Origin of the sequence: Flavihumibacter sp. (assembly GCF_036676075.1) — a bacterium.
In the GTDB taxonomy this organism is placed as follows: Bacteria; Bacteroidota; Bacteroidia; order Chitinophagales; family Chitinophagaceae; genus Flavihumibacter.
Genome location: NZ_JAKFDQ010000009.1, coordinates 351,671 through 365,886, shown reverse-complemented (window position 1 = coordinate 365,886; position 14,216 = coordinate 351,671). Strand labels below are relative to the sequence as shown.

Genomic DNA, 14,216 nt, shown 5'->3' with positions numbered 1-14,216 from the left:
ATTATTTTCCCATCCATTTTTTAAAATCGCTGACCTTTTCCCTGCTGATGATCGCTTCTTTGTCAACGGCGGGAAGCAGGTTCAAGAGAAGGCGGTTACCAAAATAATCGTGGATCTGGTCAACGCTCTGTATTGAAACATAAAATGAACGGCTGATCCTGAAATATCTTGCGGGGTCAAGCATCTCTTCGAGTTCGTCCATAGTATAATCCACAATGAATTTTCGGTTATCATTGGTTTTGAAAAAATTGACCCTGCCATCACTATAGAAGTAGGCTATATCATCAACCTCAACGCTTACCAGTTTCTGTCCCTGTTTAACCAGGAATCTTTTTCTGAACTCCTTGGTCTGAAGGCGTTGCTGTAGTTCCTTCACCAGGTTATCGACGTTGATGTTTGCCGGAGCATCTGTTGCACTCAGCAGTTGTTTCATCTTACGGTACTTGTCAAGGGCTGCTTCCAGATCTTCTTTCTGAACGGGCTTGAGAAGATAATCAACGCTGTTTACCTTAAAGGCTTTCAGCGCATATTCATCATAGGAAGTGGTGAAAATAACGGTACTGTTCACCTCCACCTTGTCGAAGATCTCAAAGCTTTGGCCATCGGCCAGTTCAATATCCATCAGGATAAGGTCAGGGGCTTTATTGTCCTGCAGCCATTTTACAGATGCACGGATGCTGTCAGTTATTCCTACAACTTCGGCGCCTGCATCAACGGACTGCAGGGTTTTCTGGAGTTTCCTGACAGCCAGTTCTTCGTCTTCTATGATAAGTACTTTCATAGTTTAAGTATTATAGGCAAAATAAGCTATTCGTTAGTATGTCGCAAACCCCAATGGCACCACTTGTAAAATTACCGTCATGAATTGAGTATGGTTATGCCGGCTGGATAAGCGGTACGATAACCGAAAACTCCTTACCATCATCCCTGATCATGATCTCCTCCTGTTTCATGAGCCGGTACTTATTATGAATATTGTGGAGGCCAACTTTAGTAGAATAAACCCTGCGGTCTTTTCGCTGAAGGTTATTGCTCACTACCAGTTTATTACTATTGGTGGTGAGGATCAGAATGCGGAGTGGGCTGTCGCGGAGGATCATATTATGCTTAACGGCATTCTCCACCAGCATTTGAAGCGTGAGTGGTGGAACCAGGGTTGCCAGGCTGCGGTCTGTGACCTTTATTTCCAGCTCCAGTCCGTCGCCATAGCGGGTTTTAAGCATGTGGAAATAAGAATGGATGAATTGCAATTCTGTTTCGAGGGTGGTAAGTCCATCTTCGTTTGTTCTAAGGAGGTAGCGATATACCTTACTCATTTCATCCAGGAATTTCTCAGCTTTTTCGGGATCTTCACTAATGAGAGATGAAAGGGAATTGAGGCTATTGAAAAGAAAATGTGGATTTACCTGTCCTTTCAATCCTTCCAGCTGGCTTTGAAGGTTTTCTTTTTTAAGTTGTTCGGCTTCATCTACAAGATTTCTCCATTTATCGTAAAAGGCGGCTCCTTCATTAAAGCTGGTGGCTATAAGGTTACAGGCTGCGCCTATGGCAAGGGCCCATAGATAAGAAGTCATATTGATATTATACCCCAGAAACTCAAGGTAATCATAACCCCAAAAAAGAATGCTGATACCTGCAACCATTATCAGGATAAAAAATGCAAGTCCTAAGAGAATTCGCCGGAAGCTCTGGCTATATTTTGGGTACTTGTGAACGAGGATGGTGGCTATCATTCCACAGGCCACGTACACCAGGAAAATCACTGATAAAGTAATAAGGGTAGCTACTGTGAAACCATATAATGAATCAATATAGGCCTTCCCAAAGATCATGAAGTTTATGGCTACTGCAAAGGGTGGTAACAGCAGCAGTGCGATCCATCTTTCTTTGGTGGAATATTGTAAAAATGCCATACTGTTTAGCATAACCGCGCTTTGCATCAATATACGGGATGCCCAACCCGATGGAAGATGAAACCGGATGAATTGGCAAAAACGCGGATGAATTGTAAAGGTAAGGCTAAAGATCAGCCTCCTTTGGCGGTTTGTGTTGAGTAAGTGCTCTCAAAGATCTTGTCGGCATTACCTGCCTCAAAGCCTTCGCGCCGGTGTTCGCGCTGAACCTGATGGCGGGGAAGATGGGCAAATTCATCCAGCAATTTCCTTTCGGCAAATTCAACATAAGAGCCGGCAATATCCTGTTCCTGACCATCTGCAAAAACGGCCTTCACCATTCTTGCAACGGTTGATGACTGGGCCAGCTTTCCATCCGGACTTGTTTTAATTACACCACCCGAATCATTAAGTTTGAAACTGTTGCGCAGAAGAAATGCGTTGAAGCCTTCCATGGTATCATAACCATTCGGGAGATTATGAACGCTAACAGTAAAATGATTCAGGTAGTAACGATTATAGATGACCCAGGCGGCGTATTCACTTTCAGTGGAAAGCATTTTAAAATCTTCCCATGTTGGTGTACGCCATAGGCCGCTGTGCAAAAATTCATCCACAGCTGCCGGGTTATCAAGATCGATCTTATCAACTGGATCCGAGGTTACGGTATCGGTATAGGAATGAATTACCTGCCGGGCTTCGGCAGATAATTCATTAACCCTTAATTCACTGATGAAAATACGGGGGAACTCAGGTGAAGGTGGCGCATACCAGAAGGCATCCAGTTTTTTCTCAGGGAAAAAATAATGATCCATTTTCTGGTATCCGTAATGCAGCCAGATCTTTTCGAGGGAGGCGATGCCAAGGTTGGGAACACCCATTGTGCGAAAAGCTATATGATCATTCTCGATGTCATTGGCATTGGAGATCATTCCTTCCCTGATCATGGCATCAATTACAGCCTGAACATCAGGCACCCTTTCCTGGTAGCGGCGCATCAATCCTGATAACACTTGCTGCAACCCTGTATAATCCCTTTTCATCTGGTGTATATTAATGTTGACTTTGATAAAGGCTTCCGTTCTTAGTTTTAATGAAGGCTTCATAGGAAATTTCTTCCTGCTTGATAAAGCCCTGATTTGCCAGGGTTCCGTTGGCAACCATTTCCACCACTGCTGCAACAGAAGCGGCGGTAGTCCAGCTAATGGCACGCCATTCTTTTCCATGGATCAGGATCGGATGATAAGCATGATAGAATTCTTCCCTGGCCAGCTGGTCACCCTTCCATCCTTCCACAACAGCATATACATATACAACATCTTCGCGAACCGGTGGTTTTGCCTCGGTCAATATTTGTTCCACCAATTCCCGCTTTTCTTTTAAAATCAGTTCATACAAGAGGAAGCGCATGAGTTTGGCATGACCGGGATATCGCATGGTTTTGTAGTTAAGGGTATCTACTTTTCCTGCCAGTGTTTCGCACATGGTACCCAATCCACCACTTGTACTGAAAGCCTCGAACTCCTGCCCTTCTATATTGATCATTTCAATTCCTTCCAGGGAGGGCACCATTTTCCTTTCACCGTTATGGATCACTTCAGAATCATTGATATATTCATTGATAACCCCGGCAGGCGACCAGGTGAAGGAGTAACCCATGAGACCGTTGGGATAACGGGGAAGCGCTCCTACCCTCAGTTCCACGTCACGGAGTTTGGTAAAGCGATTATAGAGGTCGGCCCCAACGATGCCGATAAAGCCGGGTGCGAGTCCGCATTGGGGAGCCATCACCCCTTTAGATGTTTTGGCCATTTCGCGGATCGCCGCTGTGGTGGGTACATCTTCTGTGAGGTCAAAATAATGGATCCCGAGTTTATGAGCGGCTTGTGCCACTGGCAGATTAAGGTTATAGGGAAGACAGGAAACGACAGCATCCTGCTTAGAGAGAAAAGCCTCCAATTGGGCGGTATCCTTAATAGAACCCGTTTCAACTGCAAAAGAAAGATCGGTGGCGGGTCTGCTCTGGTCAAAGCCAGTTACGGTAAAAAGATCGCTTAGCAGGGTTCCAACCAAAGAACCAACCTTGCCAAGTCCAACGACAGCAACGTTTTTCATTATTTATATGTTTAATATGTAAGTATACGAAATACAAAAAAAGCAGCAATGATAGATCACTTAGGGTGAAGAATCATTTAAAGTAAGAAAGCTTTGAGGGGGATCTTGTCAGGGAACATTAGCACAGGCGGACCGTAAGAAGGCCAGATATGCACCGAATATGTTTACAATTCTGTTCATGCCTGTGAAAAATGTACTTTTGTTTTACGGCATCGAAATTAAGGGATTTGAACAAAAAAAACCCTTTGGTTCAATTATATTTTACTACCTTTGCCAACCTTTAAAAAAGGTACTCATGAGCAGCAGACGGGAATTTGATATTGCTTTTGTGGGGTTGAAGCCCGGAATTCATGAGTTTGAATATTCAGTTACAGATAAGTTCTTTGAGAACTATCAGCAGGCAGAAGTCCGCAATTCGAGGGCTCATGTAAAATTGAGTCTTGATAAGAAGAACGGTTTCATGTTGCTGAAGTTCGAGATCGGCGGAACGGTGGAAGTGAATTGCGACCGGTGTGGAAGCACTGCATTACCCTGGACCCTTTTCGATGAGTTCAATATAGTTGTAAAACTGGTGGAGAACCCGGAGGAGATGAATGGTCAGGAAGAGGATCCCGATGTATATTATATATCGAGGGGAGAAAGTCACCTGCACGTTGCCGATTGGATCTATGAGTTCATTGTACTGAGTATGCCTATGCGCCGCATGTGCGCCGAGGAGGAAGCCGGAAAGCAGCCTTACTGTAACCAGGAGGCGCTTGAAATGCTCCGCAAGATGGAAACGGAAGAGACCCAGACAGATAATCCGATCTGGAAGGGGCTGGATAAATTTAAGGACCTGGGAAATTGATTTTTGTATATAATAAACTGTTGAGATATGCCAAATCCGAAACGCAGACATTCACAGCAGCGTAGTGCCAAGAGAAGGACGCATTACAAGGCCGCTGCAGCTACCCTGAGCACAGATAGCACAACTGGTGAACTGCATGTACGTCATCGTGCACACGTGAGCGAAGGAAAATTGTTCTACAAGGGAAAGCTGGTGGCTGAGAAATCACCCATCAAGAAATAATTAACCTGTATACAATTGTATAGTTTGCCGGAGATGAAAATCGGTCTGGACATGATGGGTGGAGACTTCGCGCCGCTTGAAGCGGTGAAAGGTCTTCAGCTTTTCCTGTCAGAACACCATTCTCCGGCAAATATTGTTTTATTCGGTGATGAAGCTTCCCTGAAACCATTACTGGAAGAATACAGGATCCCCTCCGATAATATTTCAATTGTGCATGCCCCGCAATTAATTGGCATGCATGAGCACCCCACCAAGGCGCTGAAAGAAAAGCAACAATCCTCCATTGCAGTAGGGTATTATTATCTTGCCAATGGTAAGATCGATGCATTTATAAGTGCAGGCAATACAGGTGCGATGCTTGTTGGCGCACATTACAGCCTCAAACCAATTGAGGGGGTATTGAGACCCACCATTTCCACCATCATTCCTAAGGAAGATGGTAAAACCGGTTTATTGCTGGATGTGGGTCTGAATGCAGATTGTAAGCCTGAACATTTAAACCAGTTTGCAATTCTGGGAAGCCTTTATGCCAAGCATATTCTTGGTGTGGAGAACCCAAGGGTTGGATTGGTGAATATCGGGGAAGAGGAAGGAAAAGGTAATATCCTGGCACAAGCCACCTATCCCCTTCTTAAAGAAAATACGCAGATCAATTTCATAGGTAATATTGAAGGGCGCGATATACTGGTTGACAAGGCCGATATCATGGTATGTGAAGGCTTTACCGGTAATATCATTCTTAAGCTGGCCGAATCATTGTATGAGGTTACCAGCCGGAAGAATATTCAGCATGCTTATTTCGATCGCTTCAATTTCGAGAATTATGGCGGCACTCCCATTTTAGGCGTTAATAAACCGGTTATCATCGGTCATGGAATCTCCCATTCCACTTCCTTCAAAAACATGTTGCTACTTGCTGAAAAGATGATTGAAAGCAAGCTTTTGGAGAACATGCAATCAGCTTTTCGCCAGGACAGCACGGAGGTATAAAAAGAGATCCCGGCCGGCTATCGGAAAACCGAATCTGCCAACCAGGATCACCAATATTGAATTTAATAATTATTGACTTCTCTTATAAACCCTGTATTCACGGCCTTGTTCAACACGACCTGATTTACGGTCACTGGAACGTCCGATAGTATACCCGGTACCAGCTCCAACCACTCCACCAATCACGGCACCGCGGGCAGGCTTTTTACGATCGATGATGGCACCGGCACCAGCTCCGGCAACACCGCCAATGATGGCACCTTTGGCGGCATCACTTATGCCAGTAGGCTTTTGTGGAACCCTCGCGGCACTTTCGTTATTTATCGAATAGTTACCACTGTTTGAAGAGCGGTAATTAGAGCTTTTCTTGGTTGTAACTTTTGCACGCTCCACTACAACGGGTGCAGGCGTAGCGGCTACTTCTTTTTCTTCGGTTGTACCTTTTGTACCGCAGGCGGCCAGAAAGGCAATTGCTGTTATTGAGTACATTAACTTTTTCATGGTACTTATTTTAATAATTGAATACATACTGATAATTCAATTAGCGGGCCAACAGTACTTAAAAACGGTTTACAGAAGACAACTTAACATTTCTACTGACTTCTCTTAACGCTTCCTAAACAGTTGTTACAAATCAATCAAAAACTACATTAACTTTCCTTTTAATTTCTTCGCGCCTGTTCATTTATTTATGCAATATTTTCTATCATGGTTCCAGGATTTTTACCAGCATACAAGTAAACCTTACCTTTTATGTTGTACGCTATTTGCGGCCCTGTTAATCGTTTTAAATTATCGATTGGGCATAGAACCCAAGTGGTTGCACAATCTTCCCAATCGACCCACTAAGTTCATTGGTTATTATTTACTTTACCTGACGGCATTTGCCATCCCTTACCTGCTTTACTATTTATTGGCAGTGCCTGTAAATAATTCCACTGTAATAATCATTCTAATATTATTGGCTCCGGCTGTTTTTGCCATCAAGGTAACTGCCGGAGGATGGAAAGAATTGATACAGGGATGGCATCCGGGTCATAAGGGGTGGTACCTATCGATCATAGCTGACTGGCCGCTCCGATTATTGATCACAGTTAGTTTATTATTTATCATTTATAGTTTTCTTCCCCCATCTGCAAATAAAGGGAGCGGGTTCCTGAACGCACATGGATTAAGTGATTCAATTCCCTCATGGGGGGCCTATGTTTTGTTACTCGCATTGATGGTCCCACTTGTTGCATTTGCTGCAACGCAATCCGATTTCCTGAATACATATCCAAAACTTAGAAACATTTCCTTTCTTGCACCAGCCGGGCCATCGTGGTGGCAAAAGTTACTATATGAAATTTCTTATGGGAGCGATTTCTTTACTATTGAAATTTTTTTCAGGGGATTCCTGGTTGTTTTATTTAGCCGTTATGTGGGCCCTGCAGCCATACTTCCTATGGCAGTTTTTTATTGTTCCATACATTTTGGAAAACCGTTGCTGGAATGCATTTCTTCCTATTTCGGGGGAATGATCCTTGGCATAATTGCCTGTTATTCCCACAGCATCTGGGGTGGTATACTTATCCATCTTGGACTGGCATGGATGATGGAAATTGCCGCCACGGTTGCCATAACTTTGCGTCATCATGAATATTGATATAAGCAGCGAGATAATATTTCGTACTGCAAGAAGTGGCGGCAGTGGCGGACAGAATGTAAACAAGGTGGAAACCATGGTAGAGGGGCGTTGGCATATAGATGGATCCACCTTCTTTACTGCTGAGCAAAAATTATTGCTCCACCAGAAATTGAGGGCCCGTATCAATGGAGAAGGTTTTTTGCAGGTGCGATCACAGGCCGACAGAACACAACTGGGTAATAAGGCGATCGTCATCATCAAGATGAATGAATTAATTAAAGAGGCTTTTCGTAAGAAGAAAAGCAGGATAGCAACAAAGCCGAGTGCCGGATCCAAAGAAAAAAGAATTGAACACAAGAAGCAGAAGTCGCAGATCAAGCAATCCAGAAGGAGACCAGGCCTTGGTGATTAGTTGGGAGCCGGTGAAATAAAAAAAACGACCCCTGGGTCGTTTTAATAAACTTCTCACCTGTAAGCCGGATTCTGTTCCTGCCCGGGTTTTACCCCGAGCAAGCCGCCACCATTTATCTGGCCGCAACATTACTATTGCGATCTATCTGCCTACCCTCCGGCGTTGGTCCTTTCGGAACCATCGGGCGAGCCGCCCTCAGCCACCGGTTTACATGGCATTTCAGCATACAAGGTTTACCCCCAACCGGCATTACTGCCGGCTACCGTAGGCTCTTACCCTACGTTTTCACCCTCACCGGTTTCGCCGAAGCGAAACAGGCAGTTATTTTCTGTGGCACTTTCTGTGAACGGTTGCCCGCCCCCCGGCCGTTAGCCGGTGTATTGCCCTATGCTGTCCGGACTTTCCTCGTTACATGAAACATGTACCGCGGCAGCGCGGTGAGAAGCCTGTAAAGATAAGAAGAACTCAGTACTGAAAGTGGATCTCAGTAGCCCCATACCCATAGTTGGGATGGTATTGGTTCACGAAATATTTTACCTGGCTACGGTGGCGAAGCATATCATGGATCTCATCGCGAAGCCGTCCACTTCCAACCCCATGGATGATGGTTAGCATGGGCTGGTAGTGCGCCAGTGCAAGATCAAAGTATTTTTCAAACTCCTGCATCTGCATTTGTAAGATTTCGAAATTGCTCATGCCTTTCCAGTTATCGGAGAGCTTCTCCATATGAAGGTCCACTACTGTACGCGCAGGAGGAAGATGCTGGCGCGCCTGGGAGGCTTCATAGATCTTATAACCTGCAGCAGCCAGTTTACCCAACTCCATTTTTTCCTCCTCCACCCGCGCGGGGTAATCTTTGAAAAGCTGGTAGGAAAATGTGGGTTCACCTTTCTGCTGTATCTCCTGGATCTTCATGAAAACCTGCTTCGGTTTCAACTTCAGGGAAGCCTCAAAAAAGGGAGCCTTTTTCTTATCGGGACTAAGTAAAGAAAATTCGAAATGGTAAGAAGGACTATCATTAAGATCTGCAAAAGGAATGTCATGCAAATAGAAATCCTGGAATGCAAGAATCTCATTGCGCAATTCAAAATCTGTATCGCCAAAATACTTCAGCTGATAGGTAAAACTGTACCCTGCATCATTCTGGTTATGAAGGTGGATCTTAAGATCTGACACCACTTCGTCACCAAATTCATCCGCTTCAAATTTCGGAATAAAGGTGATCCAGACCCCGTTAGGATCGCGGCGAGGTTTCTGAACGATCTTCTCTTTTGGTACCTGGTCTATAAAGGTCTTGGGCTTTGGCTTTTCCTTTACCAGCTTCTGTTTAGAAAATTGTTTGAAATAGGGGAAATCAAGCTGGTCAGTATATGCCGGGAATTTAACACCCCGAACATCCACCATCACCATCTTCTCATTTATTATTTCCACCACTTCCCCATCCTCATTGGTAAGACGTACCACCACCTTATCTCCAACTTCAAATTTCATGTAGCAAAGATAAGGCCCGCGAATGGTTTATGGATTAGTTGCCAGCTTACTCTTCCGGTAGCCGTAAAGGAAGTAGAAAGCGAGGCCCACAGCCATCCAGATAAAGAATACCAACCAGCTCTTTGCAGGGATCTCAATCATGAGGTACATACAACATAGCATGCCCAATACAGGGATCAGCGAATAATTTCGTAGAAAAGAAAATATTGCCATCAGCCACGATGTGAACATGAAAACAAGGAATAAAATCTCCTGGTATCCTTCATCGCCGATATTACTAACCGCTTCGGCTATACGATGGCGCCAGAGCCAGGTAAAAGCAATTACTATAACTGGTATTATGAATTTTGCATTAATGTAAGGAAGGTTAAACTTCCCGGGTTTATTGGCAATGCGGGGTAGCAGCAAAACACCACCACAAACCAATACAAAAGCAAACAGCGTTCCTATGCTGGTAAGGTCGGTCATCAGTTTATCATCCGCGAACAATACCGGTATACCCACTACAAGGCCGGTTATGATTGTTGCAAACCATGGAGTCTGGTAACGGGGATGGATCTTTGAAAATGATTTGGGCATGAGTCCGTCGCGACTCATACTCATCCATATCCTTGGCTGCCCGATCTGGAAAACAAGCATAACACTGGTTGCAGCTATAACGGCGCTAATGGAAACGAAGGTTCCGATCTTCTGCATATTGATCTTGTCAAAAACAAATGCGAGCGGATCAGTAACCCCTTCAAATTCTTTGTAGTTGACCATACCTGTAATTACAAGTGTGGTGATTACATAGATGATGGTACAAATAACAAGGGAGTAAATCATCCCCCGGGGCATATCGCGCTGAGGATTGGAACATTCTTCTGCTGTTGTTGAAATAGCGTCGAACCCTATATAGGCAAAGAAAACGGCAGATACCCCTTTAAGAACGCCTGTCATACCATTGGGTAGGAATGGGCTCCAGTTACTGGTTGTATCTTCCGAAAAAATGATCCACAAACCAACGGCGGCAATCAGTAAGAGAACCACGATCTTCAATCCAACCATGAAATTTGCTGTATTCTTACTTTCCTTAATACCTATATAGGCCAGCATGGTCACCAGGATCACAATAAGGAAGGCAGGCAGGTTCACTACAAAAGGTATACCCATGATTTTTGGGGCAGTTGCATATACCATGGCATCTGTTGGTTCACCTGCAGCCAATGCGGCCTGGTAGGCCGACTTTGCTGTTTGGTAACCTGTTGTGAGGTATGCCGGAAGATCGATGCCCAGCACATTATGCAGAATATTATTGAAATAAGAACTCCAGCTAATGGCAACAACAATATTACCGATACTGTATTCGAGAATAAGCGCCCAGCCGAGAATCCATGCGACCAGTTCTCCAAAGGTTACATACGAATAGGTATAAGCGCTACCGGAAACCGGAACACGCGAAGCAAATTCAGCATAGCAGAGTGCGGTAAATCCACAGGTAACTGCGGTGATAAGAAAAAGAAATATTACACCCGGTCCGCCATTGAAAGCGGCTGATCCTATGGTAGAAAAAATGCCCGCGCCAATAACTGCAGCGATGCCCATCATGGTGAGGTCGCGAACATTCAGTACTTTTTTCATTCCTGACTCATGACCATCGGATAGTCCCTGCTCGTGGTCGCGTATGATCTTATCTATGGATTTTTTTCTGAATAAAGAAGTCGGCATGCAGTTGGTTTAGTTGGCCAAGATATGTAATTATTGAATCAGGTAAGAGCGGGAAAGAACGGTTTTTTTGTTCAGTAATCGCGTTGAACCAGGAATTGAGCCAGTTGCTGCAGAGGTACTTTGCGCTTACTCAATACCGCTATATCATCAAGGTGTTTCAGGGCTGCGTTGAGATATTTGTCCTGTAACTCCCTTGCCCAAACATCTACTCCACAACTCCGGAAAATGGATAACACTTTCTCCACTTTATCAGGAGGATTTGAATCGGCGAGTGATCGCAGTTCGGCAAGCTGGCTTTCACTGGCCGTTTCCATCGCCCTGATCAACAGGAATGTTTTTTTGTTGGCGAGGATATCACCACCTATTTGTTTTCCAAACTTGGCGGGGTCACCGAAGGCATCCAGGAAATCGTCCTGCACCTGGAAAGCTATTCCCAGATTCCGGCCAAATTCATATATATGATGGAGGTTGCCCTCTCCTGCTCCTCCGAGTAAGGCCCCTAATTTCAGGCTGGCGGCAAGGAGAACGGAAGTCTTTAGTTCTATCATATTAATATAGGCATCGAGGGAAACCTTTTCAGCCTTTTCAAAATCCATATCAAGCTGCTGCCCTTCACATACCTGCCTGGCAGTGCGGTTGAATAACTGGACGATTCTATGGATCTGTTCAGAGCGGATCTTGTTCAGATATTCGTAAGAAACAACCAACATCACATCCCCCGCAAGTAATGCCGTGGGCTCACCATATTTATAGTGAACAGTCTCCATGCCCCTTCGCAGGGGTGCCTTATCCATAATATCATCGTGGATGAGTGTGAAATTATGGAATAGCTCAATTGCATTGGCTACATGCCATGTATTGGGGTTTATCTCATCGAAAAGTTCATTGCCCATCAGACAGCAAACCGGGCGGATCCTTTTTCCACCCAGTCCCAGGAAATAATCTGCCGCACCATATAAGGAGGCAGGATGTTCCGGGAAATGGGATTGCTGGAAACGGGCTATAAAATCTTTTGATAATTCTTCAAAGGAGTGCATAGAGGTATTATTGCGAAGGGCTAAAATAGTATATTACCATCTAATTGAAGCCCCATGTTCGAAACCGCCATCGAAAATGTATCAAAGTTCACCAGGCCACTGCATACAATCGCCAGGTATCATAACGGCATGATCGTTCCGGGGGCATCCACTTTCTTTTTTGTAAATGACAAGGGAGCCGCTATTACCTGTAAGCATGTTGCCAATATGATCATTTCCGCAGATAAGATCAACAATGCCTATAACGAATATAAATCAGAGAGAAACCGGCTCGCAAAAGATAATAAATACCCGCAATTCCTAAAAAACCTTGATAATAAGTACAAGTATTCCAAGGAAACCATGGTTCAGTTGAAAACCAATTTCCGGAACAGCTTTGACAAGATCGCCAAGATCGATATACATATGCATGCCACGCAGGATCTTGCCATTCTTGAATTCAAAGGATTTGAGAAAACATTCTATAGTGGTCATGCTATTTTCAAGCGCAACAATACCGGCATAAAACAAGGCAAATACCTTTGCCGGCTTGGTTTCCCTTTCCCCGAGTTCAATAATTTCAAACACAATACTGAAACAGATAATATTGAGTGGACAACTGAGGGAAAGCAAAATTCACCCATCTTTCCTATCGATGGGATTGTAACCCGCTTTTTGGGTGAACCCCAGGGAGGTCATACCGGCATAGAGCTGAGTACACCCGGGTTGAGGGGACAAAGTGGGGGTCCTCTTTTTGACCGGGATGGAATTATTTACGGAATGCAGTTCGCAACCAAGCATCTTCACCTTGGCTTTGATCTTAATGGTAAGGAGATCATTGATGGGGGACATAAAACGCAGGTATCAAATCATCCCTTCCTGCATGTAGGATTATGTGTACATGTGGCAATCATCAAAGATTTCCTTAACCAGCATAATATTCCTTTTACCGAGGGGGATTAGCCAGGAAATTATCTGCATCACGGTAGGCTTTTATGAGGGCGAGTTCACCCTCTTTACCCTTACCGGCATTGCCATGCTCCATGCCAAGAATACCCTTATATCCCTTTGAATGGATATGCCTGAAAATGTTACGATAATTCATTTCACCCGTGCCCGGTTCATTACGGCCGGGATTGTCACCAATCTGGAAATAAGGTGTTTCCGACCAGGTTTTATCAATATTTGCTATAATGTTTCCTTCGTTACGCTGCATATGGTACATATCAAAAAGAAACTTGCAGGATGGGCTTCCCACTGCCTGGCATATCATATAGGTCTGATCAGTATGGCGAAGGAATAGATCGGGGTTATCACTCAGCGCTTCCAGCACCATCACCAGTCCGTGAGGTTCAAGTATGTCAGATGCTTTTCTAAGCGCATTTATCACATTGACGGTCTGGTATTCATGAGAAAGGCTTCTCTCATAATTTCCAGGAACAACCGTCATCCATTTAGCACCACAGCGTTTAGCCACTTCAACTGCTTCCTTGCAATCTTTGATCATGAGGTCAATAAATTCCTGCTTCCCTGATGTGAGGGAGGTTTTCCAATGCCAGTTTTGAGAAGTGATAACAAATACGCCCATGCGCATACCAAGTTTCGCGAGGGTTTCACCGATCTTCTTTTGTTGTTCTACTGAGCGACCCATCATACCATTGTCTTCAATGGAACGGAACCCCACACTGTGGGCAAATTTGATCTGTTCAATAAAATCATCACCGCCATGGTTTTTGAACATCCCGTCGTGGAAAGCATAATCGAGGTTAAAAGGCTTTTCGGAAAAATTACTTGTGTCTGTTTTTCCTTTTGCCGCTTCTGCCACAGTTGATGTGAACAGTGCGCCACCGGCAAGTAATGACTGATGAACAAAATCCCTTCTTTGCATGGCAATTGA

At 44.5% G+C, this 14,216-nt stretch carries 15 protein-coding genes and 1 other RNA gene; 6 read left to right on the top strand and 10 right to left on the bottom strand.

What is annotated here, in order from left to right:
* Position 1 precedes the first annotated feature (1 nt).
* The 4 genes from V6M43_RS10380 to V6M43_RS10365 all read right to left on the bottom strand — a co-directional run bounded on the left by V6M43_RS10380 (position 2) and on the right by V6M43_RS10365 (position 4,007).
* Entirely contained in the window at positions 2-781 is a 780-nt protein-coding gene (locus tag V6M43_RS10380; RefSeq protein ID WP_332734968.1) for a LytR/AlgR family response regulator transcription factor, read from the bottom strand.
* A gap of 94 nt (positions 782-875) precedes the next feature.
* On the bottom strand, positions 876-1,913 hold the full coding sequence (locus V6M43_RS10375; RefSeq protein WP_332734966.1) for a sensor histidine kinase: 1,038 nt from the start codon (positions 1,911-1,913) through the stop codon (positions 876-878).
* A gap of 113 nt (positions 1,914-2,026) precedes the next feature.
* Positions 2,027-2,935 carry a DUF1338 domain-containing protein gene (locus tag V6M43_RS10370; protein WP_332734964.1) on the bottom strand — a complete coding sequence of 303 codons (909 nt, stop codon included), beginning with the start codon at positions 2,933-2,935 and terminating at the stop codon, positions 2,027-2,029.
* A 10-nt stretch (positions 2,936-2,945) separates the two neighbouring features.
* Positions 2,946-4,007: a saccharopine dehydrogenase family protein gene (locus tag V6M43_RS10365; RefSeq protein WP_332734962.1), complete on the bottom strand. Its 1,062-nt coding sequence runs from the start codon at positions 4,005-4,007 to the stop codon at positions 2,946-2,948.
* A gap of 295 nt (positions 4,008-4,302) precedes the next feature.
* Here V6M43_RS10365 and V6M43_RS10360 point away from each other — a divergent pair, with 295 nt between their 5' ends.
* From V6M43_RS10360 to plsX, 3 genes are read left to right on the top strand one after another with little or no spacing between them, the layout of a single operon-like run.
* Positions 4,303-4,854 carry a YceD family protein gene (locus V6M43_RS10360; protein WP_332734960.1) on the top strand — a complete coding sequence of 184 codons (552 nt, stop codon included), beginning with the start codon at positions 4,303-4,305 and terminating at the stop codon, positions 4,852-4,854.
* 27 nt (positions 4,855-4,881) lie between these two features.
* Positions 4,882-5,076: a 50S ribosomal protein L32 gene (gene rpmF / locus V6M43_RS10355; RefSeq protein ID WP_039132760.1), complete on the top strand. Its 195-nt coding sequence runs from the start codon at positions 4,882-4,884 to the stop codon at positions 5,074-5,076.
* 33 nt (positions 5,077-5,109) lie between these two features.
* Positions 5,110-6,066: a phosphate acyltransferase PlsX gene (plsX, locus tag V6M43_RS10350; protein ID WP_332734958.1), complete on the top strand. Its 957-nt coding sequence runs from the start codon at positions 5,110-5,112 to the stop codon at positions 6,064-6,066.
* A gap of 69 nt (positions 6,067-6,135) precedes the next feature.
* On the opposite strand, the gene V6M43_RS10345 is transcribed toward plsX, so the two are convergent.
* Positions 6,136-6,567 (bottom strand): YMGG-like glycine zipper-containing protein, encoded by a 432-nt coding sequence (locus V6M43_RS10345; RefSeq protein ID WP_332734956.1) that lies wholly within the window; start codon positions 6,565-6,567, stop codon positions 6,136-6,138.
* 298 nt (positions 6,568-6,865) lie between these two features.
* Here V6M43_RS10345 and V6M43_RS10340 point away from each other — a divergent pair, with 298 nt between their 5' ends.
* Both V6M43_RS10340 and arfB read left to right on the top strand, forming a co-directional pair.
* Positions 6,866-7,711: a CPBP family intramembrane glutamic endopeptidase gene (locus V6M43_RS10340; protein ID WP_332734954.1), complete on the top strand. Its 846-nt coding sequence runs from the start codon at positions 6,866-6,868 to the stop codon at positions 7,709-7,711.
* Positions 7,701-8,105, top strand: coding sequence for an alternative ribosome rescue aminoacyl-tRNA hydrolase ArfB (gene arfB / locus V6M43_RS10335; protein ID WP_332734952.1), 405 nt, complete (start codon positions 7,701-7,703; stop codon positions 8,103-8,105). The genes V6M43_RS10340 and arfB overlap by 11 nt, the downstream gene beginning before the upstream one ends.
* 44 nt (positions 8,106-8,149) lie before the next feature.
* Here arfB and rnpB read toward each other — a convergent pair.
* The 4 genes from rnpB to V6M43_RS10315 all read right to left on the bottom strand — a co-directional run bounded on the left by rnpB (position 8,150) and on the right by V6M43_RS10315 (position 12,340).
* Positions 8,150-8,551, bottom strand: an RNA gene (gene rnpB, locus V6M43_RS10330) — RNase P RNA component class A.
* Positions 8,552-8,570: 19 nt separating this feature from the next.
* Positions 8,571-9,596, bottom strand: a complete 1,026-nt coding sequence (locus V6M43_RS10325) for a Smr/MutS family protein (RefSeq protein ID WP_332734950.1) — start codon at positions 9,594-9,596, stop codon at positions 8,571-8,573.
* 27 nt (positions 9,597-9,623) lie between these two features.
* Positions 9,624-11,303, bottom strand: a complete 1,680-nt coding sequence (locus V6M43_RS10320) for an amino acid permease (RefSeq protein WP_332734948.1) — start codon at positions 11,301-11,303, stop codon at positions 9,624-9,626.
* 71 nt (positions 11,304-11,374) lie between these two features.
* On the bottom strand, positions 11,375-12,340 hold the full coding sequence (locus V6M43_RS10315) for a polyprenyl synthetase family protein (RefSeq protein ID WP_332734946.1): 966 nt from the start codon (positions 12,338-12,340) through the stop codon (positions 11,375-11,377).
* 54 nt (positions 12,341-12,394) lie between these two features.
* Here V6M43_RS10315 and V6M43_RS10310 point away from each other — a divergent pair, with 54 nt between their 5' ends.
* Complete coding sequence (locus V6M43_RS10310) at positions 12,395-13,282, top strand: trypsin-like peptidase domain-containing protein (protein WP_332734944.1); 888 nt, start codon at positions 12,395-12,397, stop codon at positions 13,280-13,282.
* Here the strand turns inward: V6M43_RS10310 and V6M43_RS10305 are convergent.
* Positions 13,266-14,207 carry a hydroxypyruvate isomerase family protein gene (locus V6M43_RS10305; RefSeq protein ID WP_332734942.1) on the bottom strand — a complete coding sequence of 314 codons (942 nt, stop codon included), beginning with the start codon at positions 14,205-14,207 and terminating at the stop codon, positions 13,266-13,268. The genes V6M43_RS10310 and V6M43_RS10305 overlap by 17 nt on opposite strands.
* Positions 14,208-14,216 lie beyond the last annotated feature (9 nt).

What these genes read in the sequence shown, in the direction of transcription:
- V6M43_RS10315 (WP_332734946.1), bottom strand. Translation starts at nt 12,340, where the DNA reads ATGCACTCCTTTGAAGAATTATCAAAAGATTTTATAGCCCGTTTCCAG.
- V6M43_RS10360 (WP_332734960.1), top strand. Translation starts at nt 4,303, where the DNA reads ATGAGCAGCAGACGGGAATTTGATATTGCTTTTGTGGGGTTGAAGCCC.
- V6M43_RS10320 (WP_332734948.1), bottom strand. Translation starts at nt 11,303, where the DNA reads ATGCCGACTTCTTTATTCAGAAAAAAATCCATAGATAAGATCATACGC.
- V6M43_RS10380 (WP_332734968.1), bottom strand. Translation starts at nt 781, where the DNA reads ATGAAAGTACTTATCATAGAAGACGAAGAACTGGCTGTCAGGAAACTC.
- arfB (WP_332734952.1), top strand. Translation starts at nt 7,701, where the DNA reads ATGAATATTGATATAAGCAGCGAGATAATATTTCGTACTGCAAGAAGT.
- V6M43_RS10310 (WP_332734944.1), top strand. Translation starts at nt 12,395, where the DNA reads ATGTTCGAAACCGCCATCGAAAATGTATCAAAGTTCACCAGGCCACTG.
- V6M43_RS10370 (WP_332734964.1), bottom strand. Translation starts at nt 2,935, where the DNA reads ATGAAAAGGGATTATACAGGGTTGCAGCAAGTGTTATCAGGATTGATG.
- V6M43_RS10305 (WP_332734942.1), bottom strand. Translation starts at nt 14,207, where the DNA reads ATGCAAAGAAGGGATTTTGTTCATCAGTCATTACTTGCCGGTGGCGCA.
- plsX (WP_332734958.1), top strand. Translation starts at nt 5,110, where the DNA reads ATGAAAATCGGTCTGGACATGATGGGTGGAGACTTCGCGCCGCTTGAA.
- V6M43_RS10375 (WP_332734966.1), bottom strand. Translation starts at nt 1,913, where the DNA reads ATGGCATTTTTACAATATTCCACCAAAGAAAGATGGATCGCACTGCTG.
- V6M43_RS10345 (WP_332734956.1), bottom strand. Translation starts at nt 6,567, where the DNA reads ATGAAAAAGTTAATGTACTCAATAACAGCAATTGCCTTTCTGGCCGCC.
- V6M43_RS10325 (WP_332734950.1), bottom strand. Translation starts at nt 9,596, where the DNA reads ATGAAATTTGAAGTTGGAGATAAGGTGGTGGTACGTCTTACCAATGAG.
- V6M43_RS10365 (WP_332734962.1), bottom strand. Translation starts at nt 4,007, where the DNA reads ATGAAAAACGTTGCTGTCGTTGGACTTGGCAAGGTTGGTTCTTTGGTT.
- rpmF (WP_039132760.1), top strand. Translation starts at nt 4,882, where the DNA reads ATGCCAAATCCGAAACGCAGACATTCACAGCAGCGTAGTGCCAAGAGA.